Here is a 14569-nt window from a genome sequence, read left to right as displayed (position 1 = left end):
TTGGGCGCAGGAAGGCTGAAAAGAGGTAGGGTATTGTACTAATTCGTTGCCGGCGGTGCCGAAATGTTTGCCGCAGGTGGAATTTACGGCTGCCACCACTCATGAAAATGGTGAACGGGGCCGTGTCCGTGTCCGACCGCCAGGGTTCCCGAGTGGGCGATGGCTGCTACCAGGTAGGCTTTGGCGCGTCGCGCGGCTTCGGGCAGGTCGGCTGTCTGGGGCAGCAGGGCGGCCAGCGCGGCCGATAGGGTGCAGCCCGTGCCGTGCGTATTCGGGGTGTCGATGCGCTGGCCCGGCAGTTCAATCAGCCGGTCGCCGTTATGCAGTACGTCGACGGTGTCGTTTCCCGGCAAGTGGCCGCCCTTCAGATACACCCAGCGCTCGCCGTTGTCGCCCATCAGCCGGCGCAGTCTTTCGGCGACGCGGCGCATTTCCTTGAGGTTTTCAACTGGGCTGGAACCAAGCAGTACGCCTGCTTCGGGCAGGTTGGGAGTGATCACGGTCGCAAGCGGCAGCAGGCTTTCACGCAGTTCGGCTATGGCGCTGCGTTCGAGCAGGTGGTCGCCGCTTTTGGCCACCATGACCGGGTCGATGACCAGGTGTTTGGGCTGCCAGTGCGCCATGCGTTCAGCCACGGTTCGCGTGACGGCTTGCTGGCCCAGCATGCCGATCTTGACCGCATCGATGCGCACATCGATAAAGAGAGTATTGATTTGCAGGGCGACAAACGCGGCGGGAACGGGCGAAATGCCCGCGACGGTCTGGGTGTTTTGGGCGGTCAAGGCGGCGACGACCGCGGTGCCGTAGGCGCCCAGCGCGCTCATGGTCTTGATGTCGGCCAGTATGCCGGCTCCCCCCGAGGGGTCGATGCCGGCGATGGTAAGGGTATTGGGAATCATGCCTTGCGTGGTGTGGATGTGTTTATGTAGATGATTGAGATGTGTCCGTGTTTGCAAGGATAAACGATTTTGCAACGAATACGTTTTGTCTGCAAAAACGCGGTCGCGGCTAATGTGGCGGCAGCCCTTGTGGCTGCCATCAAGGCGTCAAACGCGCCCGATCCAGATCACGACACAATTTTTCGCTTGCATCAACCAACCTCGGCCCGGGCCGGAACAGCTCGTCGGGGTTGATGGCATAAATGTGATGGCGCAATGCTGCAGGCAACCGCAACCTGGACCAATAAGCCTGGCGCCCCTCCAGGCCGCCGGCCTGCGTGGCAGACGTAATGACCACATCCGGCCCGGCTGCGAGCACGTTTTCTGCGCTGACTTGCGGCGCGGCCAAAACGGCGCGTGCATAAACATTCTTCCCCGCGCATATGCGCAAGGCGTCATTGATGAGGGGATCGCGTCCTATCGTATAGATCGGCGCCGTGCCCACCTCGATAAACACAGAAACAGGGCGCAGCGCCGCATACCGTTTGGTCAGCGCCGCGATTCGCTGCTGCAAGCGGCCGGCTTCGGGTTGGGCCAGCGGCCCGGTGCCCAGAAGCTTCCCCAGTTCCAGCACGGCCTTGGGTATATCGGCCAGCTGTTTGGGCGCGATGTAAACCAGAGGGATGTGCAGGGCGGCAAGCGTCGGGGCGAGCGTTTGTGCCGCGCCTGAAGGTTGCCACGCCAGCACCAGATCGGGCTTTAAGGCGATGACTTGCTCAACGCTGATGTTCAGTCCGTTGCCGACTCTGGGTATGTGTTCGGCGGCGGCCGGGTAGTTGCTGCTGATTACGGTGGCGACAATTTTATCGCCGGCACCGGCGGCAAATACCAGCTCGGTCAGATGCGGGGCAAGGGTGATGACCCGGGTGGCGGGCTTGTGGGCGATTGGGCCCGCGCGCTGCGACGCAATCGTGCTGCCGGCGGCTTGCACGGTGCAAGCCGCCCCGCAAAGCGCCAGCAGCGTCAGGGCAATGCGGCCCAGGAGCGCCGTCCGCATTTACATGCGCCAGGACAGGTTCACAAACACATTGGAACCCGGCATGTTGTAGCCATAGGCATTGGTATAGTCCTTGTTCAACACATTGTTCCAGCGGACCTGAACGGCGAGACTTTTGGTCAGATCGTAGCTTGCTGTCAGGGCCAGCAGGCCGTATCCGCCCAGGCTCACTGTATTGCTCACGTCGTCGTAGCGCCGGCCCACAAAGGCGTATTCGCCGCCCAGTGTCCAGGACTTGATGCGGTGCGAGGCGCTTAGTTTATAGATCTGCCGTGCGCGGCGATTAAGCTGGTTGCCGCTGGCATCGTTGCGGGGATCCTGGAAGTCGGCGCTGGCCCGTACCGTCGTATTGCCGTAGTCCTGTTCCGCGGTAAGGGTAATGCCGCGCAGAGTGGCGCTATCGAGGTTGTTGGGCATGAAAACGGCCGGGTCGAATACGATCAGGTCGCGGACTTTGTTCTGGTAGGCGACGGCTCCCAGGCGAGTGGTGTCGCCGGTGTATTTCAGGCCAAGCTCCACGTTGCGCGATCTTTCCGGCTTGAGGTTGGGGTTGGCAAACCCCGGGTAGTACAGGTCGTTGAAGGTCGGCGTTTTGAAACCGGTGTTGGCGGCAACGTACCCGCGCAGGGTTTGCGTCAAATCGTAGCCGTAGCTCAGCCCCCAGGTGGTGGCGTTTCCAAATTGAGAATCGTTGTCCGAGCGCAGGCTGCCCTGCAGATGGTGGCGGCCGAAGTCGCCCGTATACACGCCGGTGTAGGCATTGTTATGACGTTTGGTCTGGTTGAAATTGATGAATGGGCCGGGTGCGAACGTAACCGGGTCGAACGTCGGGATATCGCCCGAGGCTCTTTGATCCAGGTGCTCGTAGGCCAGTACCAGCTTTTGATGGTCGCCAAACTTCAGTTCGTTTTGCCAAGTGTACTGGTTTTGCCGGGTGCTGAACGTGGTGTCGCTGGTTGCCTGGCGCGTCTGGTTCTTGTCCAGGGTGTAGGCGTATCGCAGCGTACTTTTCCAACTGTCGGTAAGCTGGTTTTCGCTCGCCAGGCTGTACATTTCCAGGGTCTGGATGCTGCGGTCGTTATAGAGGTTGAAGCTATCGGCGTCGATACCGCCGTTGATGATGCTGTTGTAGGCCTGGAAGGTTAACTTCTGGCCTTTTTTCCATTCATATCCCAAAGAGCCGTTCAGGTTTCTGGCGTAGTAGCTGTCTTTGTCGGGGTTGTAAATGAATTTGGCATTCTGGTTCGTGGCGTTGTATCCGCCGCTTTGTTCATATGAGCTGCCCAGGCTATAGCTCCAGCCGTCTTTGCTGCCTGCAATAGAGGCCTTGTACTGGCTGGTGGCGTAGGTCCCTACGCCGGCCGATGCTTGGGCCGTAAAAGGGCGGTCGGCTCCGCTTTTGGTAATGATGTTGATAACGCCGCCGATGGCGTTGGCGCCATACAGGCTGCTGGCCGAGCCTCGGAGTATCTCGATGTGGTCGATGCTTGCCGCGGGCAGCGCGTTCAAGGCGCCCAGGCCGCTGGTGGCGCCGTTGATGGGAACGCCGTCGAGCAGTACGAGGGTTTGAGCGGCATTGGCGCCGCGTATATAAACGCCGGTCGCCGTTTGGGGGCCGCCGCTGTTGTAGAACTCGATGCCGTGATGTTGAGCCAGGACTTCGGCGATGCTGTTTTGGCCGGCCTGCTGCAGCTCTTGGCTGTCAATAACCGTTACGTCGCCCAGCACGTTTCTTTGCAATTGCGCCGAACGGCTGGCGGTCACGACGATATCGTCAAGCTGGGCAATGGTTGGGGTGGATTGAGCCGAGGCGGCCAGAGGGGCGAAACAGGCAAGCACGGCAAGCGTGCGCCGGGAGAGTTTGATTTTCATTGTGCGATCTGATCACAACGCGCGTCCCCGCACGTTATTGGTGAGTAAATCATTCCCGGCAACGGCACCCGATATGGGCACCATCTCCGCATCTGTAGCGGCACCCCTTGTGGGTGCCATCTACACATATGGTAGAGATGGCACCCACAAGGGGTGCCGCTACATGTGCAACGGCGTCCCTAATAGGCGCCATCTCCACATTTCAGCCAGGAATGAGCCTTTGCGATCAAGGCCGGTATCGGGCTTCATGCCTGGGGCATGATTACCGTTGCGGGGGCAGCACAGTTGGCGCGCGGGATGCGCCGGGTAGGCGATCTTGCGCGGGGTGTTTCCCATTTAACTTTCGCAGGGCAGGGTGGCGTTGTTTTGAGGACAACCTTGTGTATTTCCTGCTCCGAAAGCACCTCTCTCAGGCTTAAATGTAGCATGCGCGCGCATTGAGATTGTATGGCAGCCACAAGGGCTGCCGCTACAAGAGCGGCTGGTACGTTTTTGTAGCGGCACCCCTCGTGGGTGCCATTTTCACATTTCGGCCCGGTGCGGGCACCCGGAGCGTTCCGGGCGAAGCCGTTACAATAAAGGGTCGCATCGGCCGCGCACGCCTCGTGCCGGCCCGATAGCTGTCCGGCGCGCAAGCGCTAAATTTTCCGCTCCAGGTAAACCGTGTCCTATCCTTCTTTGCCTTATCCGATTTCCTCATATACCCGCGGCGCCGAGTTTGCGCGCTTGCTGGGCTCTCGCATACTGATCCTCGATGGCGCCATGGGCACCATGATTCAGCAGTACAAGTTAAGCGAAATCGAATTCCGCGGCACACGCTTTGCGGATCACGGCAAGGATGTCAAGGGCAATAACGAACTCTTGTCCCTGGTGCGCCCCGATATCATTTCGGAGATCCACAAGCAATACCTTGAGGCCGGCGCCGATGTCATTGAAACCAATACGTTTGGCGCCACCACGGTTGCGCTGGGCGATTACGGTCTGGAGGAGCTGGCCTACGAGCTGAATCTGGAATCGGCCAAGCTGGCGCGCGCGGCCTGCGATGAGTACAGTACGCCGGACAAACCTCGCTTTGTGGCGGGCGCCCTGGGCCCGCAGCCCAAAACGGCCTCGATTTCGCCCGATGTGAACGACCCCGGCGCGCGCAATGTCAGTTTTGAAGAGTTGCGTGTGGCCTATACCGAGCAGATGAACGGCCTGCTCGATGGCGGGATCGATCTGGTGCTGATCGAAACGATTTTCGATACCTTGAATGCCAAGGCGGCCATTTTTGCGGTGGAATCCGTATTTGAAGAGCGCGGCGTGCGCTTGCCTGTAATGATATCGGGCACGGTCACCGATGCCTCGGGCCGTATCCTGTCGGGTCAGACGGTTGAGGCCTTCTGGAATTCGGTGCGCCACGCGCGTCCGATCACCGTTGGTTTGAACTGTGCCCTGGGGGCGGCGTTGATGCGTCCCTATATTGCAGAACTGTCCAAAATCTGCGACACGTATATTTGCGTGTACCCCAACGCCGGCCTGCCCAACCCCATGGCCGATACCGGCTTTGATGAAACGCCGGCCGATACTTCGGGTTTGTTGCAGGAGTTCGCCCAGGCCGGCATGGTGAATATGGCCGGTGGCTGTTGCGGCACGACGCCCGAGCATATCAAGGCGATAGCGGAGAAAGTATCGGGGCTGCCGGTGCGGCAGGTTCCGGAAATCCCGGTCAAAACCCGTCTCTCGGGCCTGGAAGCGCTCAATATCGATAGCGATACGCTGTTCATCAACGTGGGTGAGCGCACGAATGTGACGGGCAGCAAGATGTTCCTGCGCCTGATCCGCGAAGAAAAATACGACGAAGCCCTGACCGTGGCGCGTCAGCAGGTGGAGAGCGGGGCGCAGATCATCGATATCAATATGGACGAGGCCATGCTGGATTCGGTTTCGTGCATGCACCGTTTTCTGAACATGATCGCCTCCGAGCCCGATATCGCCCGGGTGCCGATCATGATCGACAGCTCCAAATGGTCCATTATCGAGACAGGCTTGCGTTGCGTTCAAGGCAAGTCGATCGTCAATTCGATATCCATGAAAGAAGGGGTTGAGCCCTTCCTGAAGCAGGCTCGCTTGTGCCGCAAATATGGCGCCGCCGTGGTGGTCATGGCGTTTGACGAGAAAGGGCAGGCCGATAGCCTGGAGCGGCGCAAGACGATTTGCGAGCTTGCGTATCGTTTGCTGGTCGACGAAGTAGGTTTCCCGCCCGAAGATATTATTTTCGATCCCAATGTGTTTGCCATCGCTACCGGCATCGACGAGCACAATCATTATGCGGTCGATTTTATCGAGGCGACGCGCTGGATTACGCACAATCTGCCTCATGCGCGGATTTCAGGCGGCGTGTCCAACGTAAGCTTCTCGTTTCGCGGCAATGAACTGATGCGCGAAGCCATCCATACGGTATTTCTGTACTACGCTATTCAGGAAGGCATGACGATGGGGATCGTCAATGCCGGCCAACTGGGCGTGTATCAGGACATCGACAAAAAGCTGCGCGATTATGTGGAAGATGTGGTGCTCGATCGCGCCGAGCCGGTGGGTAAAACCGATCCGGCCGATGAGCGGACCTCGACCGAGCGCCTGGTGGAGATGGCCGAAACCGTTAAAGGCTCGGGCGCCAAAAGAGAAGAGGATCTTACCTGGCGCGAGCAGTCGGTCGAAGAACGGCTGTCGCACGCGCTGGTGCATGGCATTACCACTTTTATTGTGGAAGACACCGAAGAAGTTCGGCAAAAGATCGATGCCGCGGGTGGGCGCACTATTGAAGTGATCGAGGGCCCGCTCATGGACGGCATGAATGTGGTGGGCGATTTGTTCGGCGCGGGCAAAATGTTTTTGCCGCAGGTGGTCAAGTCGGCGCGGGTCATGAAGCAGGCCGTCGCCCATCTGATTCCCTTCATTGAAGAAGAGAAACGCCTGGTGGCGGCCTCCGGCGGCGATGTGCGCGCCAAGGGCAAGATCGTCATTGCCACAGTCAAGGGCGATGTGCACGATATCGGCAAGAATATCGTCACTGTTGTCCTGCAATGCAATAACTTCGAAGTCATCAATATGGGTGTGATGGTGCCTTGCGCCGATATTCTGGCGAAAGCCAAGGAAGAAAATTGCGACATGGTCGGCCTGTCGGGTTTGATTACGCCCAGCCTCGAGGAAATGGCCTATGTGGCCTCCGAAATGCAGCGCGACGATTATTTCCGCAGCCGCAAGCTGCCCTTGCTGGTGGGCGGCGCGACGACCAGCCGTGTTCATACCGCTGTCAAGATTGCGCCGCATTACGAGGGGCCGGTTATTTATGTGCCCGACGCCAGCCGGTCGGTGGGCGTGGCGACCAATTTGATGTCGGATCGGGCTGACGCGTATGTGGCCGAGGTGGCCGCCGAGTACGAAGTGGTGCGTACCCGTCATGCCAATCGCAAGGCGACACCCTTGGTCAGCCTGGCCGAGGCGCGCGCCGACAAGCCTGTTATCGACTGGAGCAACTATACGCCGCCGCGTCCCAAGTTTATTGGGCGGCGTGCGTTCAAGCACTATGATCTGAACGAGGTCCTGCATTACATAGACTGGACGCCGTTTTTCCAGACCTGGAGTCTGTTTGGCCAATACCCGGCCATTCTTGACGATAAGGTGGTGGGCGAACAGGCGCGCAAGATCTTCATCGAAGGCCAGGCCATGATGAAGAAAGTGGTCGAAGGCCGCTGGCTTACGGCAAACGGGGTGGTGGCGTTTTATCCGGCCAACACGGTCAACGACGACGATATCGAGGTGTATCGCGATGAGTCGCGTTCCGAGGTGCTGTTTACGTGGCGCGGCGTGCGTCAGCAAACGGTCAAGCGTGAAGGTGTTGAAAATAAATGCCTGGCCGATTACATCGCCCCTAAATCGACGGGCGTCATGGACTATATCGGCATGTTTGCGGTCACCGGCGGCATCGGCATTGAAAAACACGACGCCGCATTTCTGGCCGATAACGACGACTACTCCAGCATCATGCTCAAGTCGATCGCCGATCGTCTGGCCGAAGGCTTTGCCGAATGTCTGCATGCGCGGGTGCGCAAGGATCTGTGGGGTTATGTCCCCGACGAGAACCTTAGCAACGAGGCGGTCATCGCCGAAAAATATCAGGGCATACGGCCGGCGCCGGGCTACCCGGCCTGCCCCGAACACGTAGTCAAGAAGGATATGTTCCGAGTCCTGGAGTGCGACGATATTTCCATGCAGCTGACTGACAGCTACGCCATGTATCCAGCCTCCAGTGTGTCGGGCTTTTATATCAGCCATCCCAAATCGCAATATTTCAATGTGGGCTCGATAGGCGCGGATCAGGTGGAAGACTATGTCAAACGCAGCGGCCGCAGTGAGGAAGATGTGCGTCGAACGCTGGCCAGTACCTTGCGATAGGCGCCAGGCCAGGTGACGGACAGGCTGCCTGCTTCTTCTTCCGCGCCCGCCGAAGCTCAGGTCAGTTCGGCGCGGCGACGCGCCTTGGGCGATTTTTTGCGTAGCGTGCGTGCCCGTGTGGCGCCTGCGATGGTCGGGCTGCCTGCGGGTTCGCGGCGGCGCACGCCGGGGTTGCGGCGTGAAGAGGTGGCACAGCTGTGCGGCATCAGTGTTACCTGGTATACGTGGATCGAGCAGGGGCGCGACGTGTCGGCTTCACCGGGTGTGTGGGCGAGGCTTGCCAATGTGCTGCAGCTGGTGCGTGCCGAGCGCCAGTATTTGTTTGAGCTGGCCGAATGTACGGATCCCGACCATGCTCGCGGGGAGGCGGCTGAACTGCCTTTGGATCTGGCGGATTGTGTGCATAGTATTACGGCGCCCGCCTATATACTGGATCGCTGCTGGAATGTTCTGGCGCGCAATCAACCCATGCTGCGTTTGTTCGACGGCTGGCCGGATCGCAGCGAGCGGCCTAATTTGCTGCGCTATATTTTTCAGGATGTCGCGGCGCGTGAGTTGGTGGTGGGCTGGGAGCAACGGGCGCGTCGGGTGGTGGCCGAGTTCCGGGCCGATGCCGGGGCTCATGCGGATGAACCGGATATCCGGGCTTTGGTCGATGAGCTTGTGCAAACCAGTTCGGTGTTCATGCGTTGGTGGACACGCCAGACGGTGGTGGAGCGCGAGGGTGGCCGGCGCGAGTTCAAGCATCCCGATCTGGGTATTCTGAGCTACCGGCAGATTACATTTCGCTTGGCCACCCGCCCTGATTGCAAGCTGGTGATGTTGTTGACCGATTCGTAGCGACAGCCCCGTAGCGCCACCCCTTGTGGGTGGCATTCATCCTTTCGCATTGCCCCTATTTTGCCTAGAGCGTTCTTCTAGCCCCGCATCGTGGCCGGTTAAGGCGGATCGGGCTCTGACGGGCACGGTCATGGCTGCGCCATGACTTCCCGCGCGCAGGACCGGCTTCGGGGCGGCGTGCGAACTCGTGGGGCGAATAGCCCCCCGGGCTATTCGCAAACGTCCCACTCAAACAGCGCACGCCTTGAATCCCCGAAGCCGGCCCTGCGCGCGGCGTGCCCGAATCGCCCGCCCCACCTTAACCGCCCACGATGCTCGATCGGTGAATATTGGCATGGTCGTCGACGATGTGGCGGCAGCCCTTGTGGCTGCCAAAACCGTTGATAGTCGAGGCGATATTTATAGAACGCCGATGGCAGCCACAAGGGCTGCCACTACAAAACGTACCTCGGAAACCCGCTCATCGCAATTTCGCGATTTTCTTGTTCTGGTTCAAATGGTCACCGGCGTTGGATTTTAGACGGGCGAATGAAAATATCGACGAAGCGGCCAACGCGCCCACGACCATAAAGCCCCAGATGATGTCGACCATGGCCAGGTGGGTGGCGCCGCGCCAGCTCATGCTGACATTCAGGGTGACCGCCGCGCAGCTGACGCCCAGGCTGATGCCCAATTGCTGGGCCATGGCGGCGAAGCTGCTGGCGCGGCTCATGTGTTCGGAGCTGATGTCGGCATAGGTGAGGGTGTTGACGGCGGTGAACATCAGGGAACGGAAGAATCCGCCTATCAGCAAAATGGCGACCATCAGCCAGACCGGCGTATCGGGCCGGAACAGGCCGCACATGGCGACGAATGCGCCGGCGACCAGTGCGTCGAACATCAGCACGCGTTTGAAGCCGAAGCGCTGAATAATGGGGGTGGCGACCAGTTTCATGAGCATTGAGCCCGCGGCACTGGTAAAGGTAATCATGCCGGCCGAAAATGCCGAGAGGCCAAAGCCTACCTGGAGCAAGATGGCCAGCAGAAAGGGCATGGCCCCGATGGCGAAGCGGCACAAATTGCCCCCCAGGGTCGCGATGGCGAAGGTGGGGGTGCGCAGCAGATTCAGGTCGATAATCGGGTAAGCGGCGTGTTTGGCGTGCCAAATATATAGAAGGCCGCAAGCCAGGCCGATGCCGATCAGGATCAGCACGTAGTCGACCGGCATGGAGCTGTGGCCCACGGCCTCGAAGCCGGAAACCAGCGCGGCCAGGCTGACTCCGCTGAGGATGAAGCCAAGCCAGTCCAGCTTGGGCCGTTCGGTGAGATAGTCTTCTTGTATATAGCGCACGACCAGCGCAATTCCCAGAATGCCTACGGGCACGTTGATCAGGAATATCCAGTGCCAGGTGGCGTAATCGACTAAAAAGCCGCCCAGAGGCGGCCCGATGACGGGGCCTATCAGTGCGGGCAGCGACAGGAATGCCATCGCCTTGAGCAGTTCGGTCTTGGGGATCCTGCGCAGCAGGATGATCCGTCCGACCGGCACCATCATGGCGCCGGCCGTGCCCTGGGCGATGCGCCCAAACACCAGTTCGATCAGGTTTTGCGACAGGGCGCAGCCGATCGAGCTGATTGAAAACAGGGCAATGGCGGCGATAAACACCCGTTTGCTGCCAAACCGGTCGGCTGCCCAGCCACTGATCGGAACGAATACCGCCGTGGCAAGCAGGTAGCTGGTGATGACGATGTTCATCTGCACCGGCGTGGAATGCAGCGATTTGGCCATCACCGGCAGCGCCGTGGCCACCACCGTTGAATCGAGCATCTGCATGAACAGTGCGCAACCCACGATGAAGGGAATCATGCGGATGGCGGCGCGTTCGCGGTCCGATGGGAGGGATGGGGGATGTGGGGCCGCGCTAGAGTCCATTAATGCATTCTAATTCCATTTCCAAACCTGAATTTGTCATGAACGCGAATGCGCCGGCAATCCATCGCATGGATCATGCGGAGCGGGCAAAACGCGCGTTTGATCCGGAAATGGAATAACTTTGTTTGACTGAAGTAAACTGGGGTCTTGACACTCAAATGCGCGACGTATCATGGCCAAGAATTATCAATCAGAAATCACTCAGTTTATAAATCAGTACAAGGCGCAGCACCCCGGCACAGAGGCCCGCCAGCGCGAGGGCCGGGCTCGTTTGTGGGACAAGCAAATCGATGCGCAAGACCAGGATGGCTTTCGTGCGGCTCGCGTGCCCCAGGAGCCTTACGTATATTACCAAAACTTCTAAGCGCAGGGACGCCCGTGCCTGTGGTTGCGGCCAGCCAGATCGACGCCTTGATTCAGCCTGCGGTTGACAGTACCCCCAATGTCGTCGACAGCGTGGCGCTGGCGCGCCTGTATGGCGAGCCGCTGTTCGCCATGCCGCAGGATCTCTACATCCCGCCCGACGCGCTGGAAGTGTTTCTGGAGACTTTCCAGGGGCCCTTGGATCTGCTGCTGTATCTGATACGCAAGCAGAATTTCAATGTGCTTGATATTCCCATGGCGGAGGTCACCCGGCAGTATCTGTCGTATGTCGAGCAGATTCGCGACCAGAATCTTGAACTGGCCGGCGAGTACTTATTGATGGCAGCGCTTCTTATTGAAATCAAGTCGCGGATGTTGCTGCCGGTTAAAAAGAGCGATACCGGAGAAGAGCCCGATGATCCGCGCGCCGAGCTGGTGCGCCGTTTGTTGGAATACGAGCAAATGAAGCTGGCCGCGCACAAGCTGGACTCCATGCCCCAGGCCGGCCGCGATTTTCTGCGCAGCCATGCCTTGATGGACTTGAGCGTTGCGCGCATGCTGCCCGAGGTCAGCCCCGACGATCTGCGTAACGCCTGGGTGGAGATAATGCGTCGCGCAAAGCTCAACGCGCATCACCACATTACGCGTGAACAGCTTTCCGTGCGTGATCACATGAGCCAGATTCTGCGCGCTCTGCATGATGTGCGATTTATGGAATTTACGGAATTGTTCATGCTGCGGGCCAAGGCGGGCGATACGGCGGCGGTGATTGTGGTGCATTTTCTGGCTCTGCTGGAGCTTGCCCGCGAGTCTTTGCTGGATATTACCCAGGCCGAGCCGTATGCCCCTATTTATGTGCGCTTGTCATACACTCAAACAGAAGCGTAAGCCGGGCACGATTCTTTTTCAGGACGGAGGGTTTCTTGAAAGTTGTTCATACGATCGAAGAGCTGCGCGACCAATTGCGGGGACAATTGCGTGTGTCGTTTGTGCCGACCATGGGCAATTTGCACAAGGGGCATTTGTCGCTGATGAAGCTGGCGCGCCAGCACGGCGACCCGGTGGTGGCCAGCATATTCGTCAATCGGCTGCAATTTGGGCCCAACGAAGATTTCGACCGTTATCCGCGCACCCTGCAGTCCGATATTGAAAAGTTGGAACGCGAGCGTGATGTGTATGTTTTGTTTGCCCCGAACGAACGCGAAATGTACCCCGAACCGCAAAACTACCAGGTGCTGCCGCCGGCCGATCTGGGCGATATTCTCGAAGGCCATTTTCGCCCCGGGTTTTTTACCGGCGTCAGCACCGTCGTGATGAAACTGTTCGCCTGTGTGCAACCCGCGGTGGCCGTGTTTGGCAAAAAAGACTATCAGCAACTCATGGTGGTGCGCAATATGTGCCGGCAGTTCCAGTTGCCGGTAGAAATCCTGGCTCACGAAACCGTGCGCGACACCGATGGCCTGGCCTTGTCTTCGCGCAATATGTACCTGGGGGCGGACGAGCGCCGCGAAGCGCCTTTTTTATACGCCACTTTGCAGAAGATACAGGCGCAGATCAAGTCCGGCCGGTTCGATCAGGCAGGGCTGGAAGGGCAGGCCGCCGCTGCGCTGGTGGAGCGAGGCTGGGCGCCCGACTATGTGTCGTTGCGCCGGCAGCGCGATCTTAATTCGCCCACGGCAGAAGAAATCCAGGCCGGCGAACCCCTGGTCGTTCTGGCGGCCGCCCGGATCGGCGGTACGCGCCTGATCGATAATCTGGAAATATAGCGAGCGGCACCTGCTTTTGTAGTGGCACCCCTAGTGGGTGCCATTTTTGTCTTTGTAGCGACAGGCCCTGTGCCTGTCATCGCCGCAAGGCGTCGCCCTATTCGCCAACGTTTCTGTAGCGGCACCCCTTGTGGGTGCCATGGCGCTTTGGCGCCACATGGACAAGCTACATTCTTGTGCTAAATCCGGCCGTTTTGCAAGCGGTATTGGTGTCAGAAATGACAGGCGACTTTACCGATTGTTCATGCCAGAATCTGCCGTACATAAATAGACAATATGAGGAGATCAACATGGACGTTGTTGCGGATACGGATAATGCGCGTTTTACGATGTTGACCCCGCGTGAACGCGATGTCATGACGTATGTAGCCATGGGTAAACCCAACAAAATCATTGCCGCCGAGCTGGGCGTGTCCCAGCGCACAATCGAAGCCCACCGCGCGCGGATATTCCAGAAAATGCAGGTGCGAAACGCCGTAGAACTGGTGCACTGCGTGCTGGCGCCTTAGTTGACGGAGCTTTGATGCCTGGTTGGGGTTTGGCAGATTGTTTGGTTTTGCCACCCACAAGGGGTGGCGCTACAGGGGTGCCGCCACAGGGGCGCAGCTACATTAGGGGGTACGTTTTATACCATTTTTGTAGCGGCAGCCCTTGTGGCTGCCATCTCTACCCAAAACATCACTTCACACCTTCAACCCAGCGCCTTCAACGCCGTTTAACACCTGATCGCATTTCCTTAATTGCCGCAATGCATGGCAGGCTCTTTCAGCTCGCTTATGGCATCGATGTCGGCTTGCCGGGTAAGGCGGTAATCCAGATTCGGCGTGATGTTGTCAATGGCGTTTATATGCAGCTGTTCGTTGTTGGCGAAGCTTAAATCTGCCTTGGCGTTCTGGTTTTTCAGCTGCAGCAGTACGCGTAGCGGCGACGCGCCTATGACATGCCAGCAGCCTTGCTGGACCTGGCTGTGCCCGGCGTTGGCGCCGTCGAGCGTAAGAGTGCGGGAGCGCCATTCGCCGTTTGGCGCCAAGGTAAGCGTTACCCGGGTGGCCGAGCAGGCATTGCCGTTGACCAGGCACGGGATGGTCCCCAGAAAGGTTTTGGCTTCGGCGAGCAACTGCGGTTTGGCGGGTGTGGGGGCCTGAGCGGCAGATGAAGCTGTGCTGGTAGCGTCGTTTTGGTCGGCTTTCCGGCTATTGCCAAAACCCAGCTGTACCTGTGACGGGGCTTTGGCCTGGTCGCGGCCTTGCGCCTGCATTTGGGCATCGCTTTGGGTGCTGTCGTGCGGTACGTCGTAGTAGCCGGGAGTGCGCGTTTGGGCGCAGCCGGCAAGAATCAGGGCCGTCAGTGCGAACCACAGGGTACGTACAACGGGGCGCGAGGTGATTGGTACATGGGCAGACATACGAAAATTCCATCAATTAAAGGCATTATGCATTCTACG

The 14569-nt window shown here is 58.9% G+C and carries 11 protein-coding genes; 6 read left to right on the top strand and 5 right to left on the bottom strand.

The features are described 5' to 3' along the window. Positions 1–83: 83 nt before the first annotated feature. The 3 genes from thiD to EDC26_RS02065 form a co-directional block, all read right to left on the bottom strand. Positions 84–899, bottom strand: a complete 816-nt coding sequence (gene thiD, locus EDC26_RS02075; protein WP_132579582.1) for a bifunctional hydroxymethylpyrimidine kinase/phosphomethylpyrimidine kinase — start codon at positions 897–899, stop codon at positions 84–86. A 139-nt stretch (positions 900–1038) separates the two neighbouring features. Beyond that, complete coding sequence (locus tag EDC26_RS02070; protein WP_132579581.1) at positions 1039–1935, bottom strand: cobalamin-binding protein; 897 nt, start codon at positions 1933–1935, stop codon at positions 1039–1041. Next, positions 1936–3807, bottom strand: coding sequence for a TonB-dependent receptor domain-containing protein (locus EDC26_RS02065; protein ID WP_132579580.1), 1872 nt, complete (start codon positions 3805–3807; stop codon positions 1936–1938). 663 nt (positions 3808–4470) lie between these two features. Between EDC26_RS02065 and metH the strand changes: the two genes are divergently transcribed. Then, the gene (metH, locus tag EDC26_RS02060; protein WP_132579579.1) at positions 4471–8244 is read left to right on the top strand and encodes a methionine synthase; all 3774 of its coding nucleotides are present in this window, start codon (positions 4471–4473) and stop codon (positions 8242–8244) included. Positions 8245–8256: 12 nt separating this feature from the next. Continuing rightward, positions 8257–9084: a helix-turn-helix transcriptional regulator gene (locus EDC26_RS02055; RefSeq protein WP_279432671.1), complete on the top strand. Its 828-nt coding sequence runs from the start codon at positions 8257–8259 to the stop codon at positions 9082–9084. A 460-nt stretch (positions 9085–9544) separates the two neighbouring features. On the opposite strand, the gene EDC26_RS02050 is transcribed toward EDC26_RS02055, so the two are convergent. After that, positions 9545–10996: a DHA2 family efflux MFS transporter permease subunit gene (locus EDC26_RS02050; protein WP_425012169.1), complete on the bottom strand. Its 1452-nt coding sequence runs from the start codon at positions 10994–10996 to the stop codon at positions 9545–9547. Between the two features lie 172 nt (positions 10997–11168). On the opposite strand from EDC26_RS02050, the gene EDC26_RS02045 reads away from it, so the two are divergent. The 4 genes from EDC26_RS02045 to EDC26_RS02030 all read left to right on the top strand — a co-directional run bounded on the left by EDC26_RS02045 (position 11169) and on the right by EDC26_RS02030 (position 13634). Beyond that, positions 11169–11360, top strand: coding sequence for a DUF3460 family protein (locus EDC26_RS02045; protein ID WP_132579578.1), 192 nt, complete (start codon positions 11169–11171; stop codon positions 11358–11360). Between the two features lie 14 nt (positions 11361–11374). Beyond that, entirely contained in the window at positions 11375–12247 is an 873-nt protein-coding gene (locus EDC26_RS02040) for a segregation and condensation protein A (RefSeq protein WP_132579577.1), read from the top strand. Between the two features lie 35 nt (positions 12248–12282). Further along, positions 12283–13125: a pantoate--beta-alanine ligase gene (gene panC, locus EDC26_RS02035; protein ID WP_132579576.1), complete on the top strand. Its 843-nt coding sequence runs from the start codon at positions 12283–12285 to the stop codon at positions 13123–13125. 290 nt (positions 13126–13415) lie between these two features. After that, positions 13416–13634, top strand: coding sequence for a response regulator transcription factor (locus EDC26_RS02030; RefSeq protein ID WP_132579575.1), 219 nt, complete (start codon positions 13416–13418; stop codon positions 13632–13634). A gap of 227 nt (positions 13635–13861) precedes the next feature. Here EDC26_RS02030 and EDC26_RS02025 read toward each other — a convergent pair whose 3' ends face one another. Beyond that, positions 13862–14530, bottom strand: a complete 669-nt coding sequence (locus tag EDC26_RS02025) for a hypothetical protein (RefSeq protein ID WP_132579574.1) — start codon at positions 14528–14530, stop codon at positions 13862–13864. Positions 14531–14569 lie beyond the last annotated feature (39 nt).

Origin of the sequence: Paralcaligenes ureilyticus, assembly GCF_004346225.1 — a bacterium.
GTDB classification, from domain to species: domain Bacteria; phylum Pseudomonadota; class Gammaproteobacteria; order Burkholderiales; family Burkholderiaceae_B; genus Paralcaligenes; species Paralcaligenes ureilyticus.
This window is presented reverse-complemented; position numbering and strand designations above follow the sequence as displayed.

Bases quoted from the DNA above. Each gene is read 5' to 3' on its own strand.
- EDC26_RS02030 (WP_132579575.1), top strand. From the start codon at position 13,416: ATGGACGTTGTTGCGGATACGGATAATGCGCGTTTTACGATGTTGACC.
- EDC26_RS02025 (WP_132579574.1), bottom strand. From the start codon at position 14,530: ATGTCTGCCCATGTACCAATCACCTCGCGCCCCGTTGTACGTACCCTG.
- EDC26_RS02070 (WP_132579581.1), bottom strand. From the start codon at position 1,935: ATGCGGACGGCGCTCCTGGGCCGCATTGCCCTGACGCTGCTGGCGCTT.
- EDC26_RS02045 (WP_132579578.1), top strand. From the start codon at position 11,169: ATGGCCAAGAATTATCAATCAGAAATCACTCAGTTTATAAATCAGTAC.
- thiD (WP_132579582.1), bottom strand. From the start codon at position 899: ATGATTCCCAATACCCTTACCATCGCCGGCATCGACCCCTCGGGGGGA.
- EDC26_RS02050 (WP_425012169.1), bottom strand. From the start codon at position 10,996: ATGGACTCTAGCGCGGCCCCACATCCCCCATCCCTCCCATCGGACCGC.
- EDC26_RS02065 (WP_132579580.1), bottom strand. From the start codon at position 3,807: ATGAAAATCAAACTCTCCCGGCGCACGCTTGCCGTGCTTGCCTGTTTC.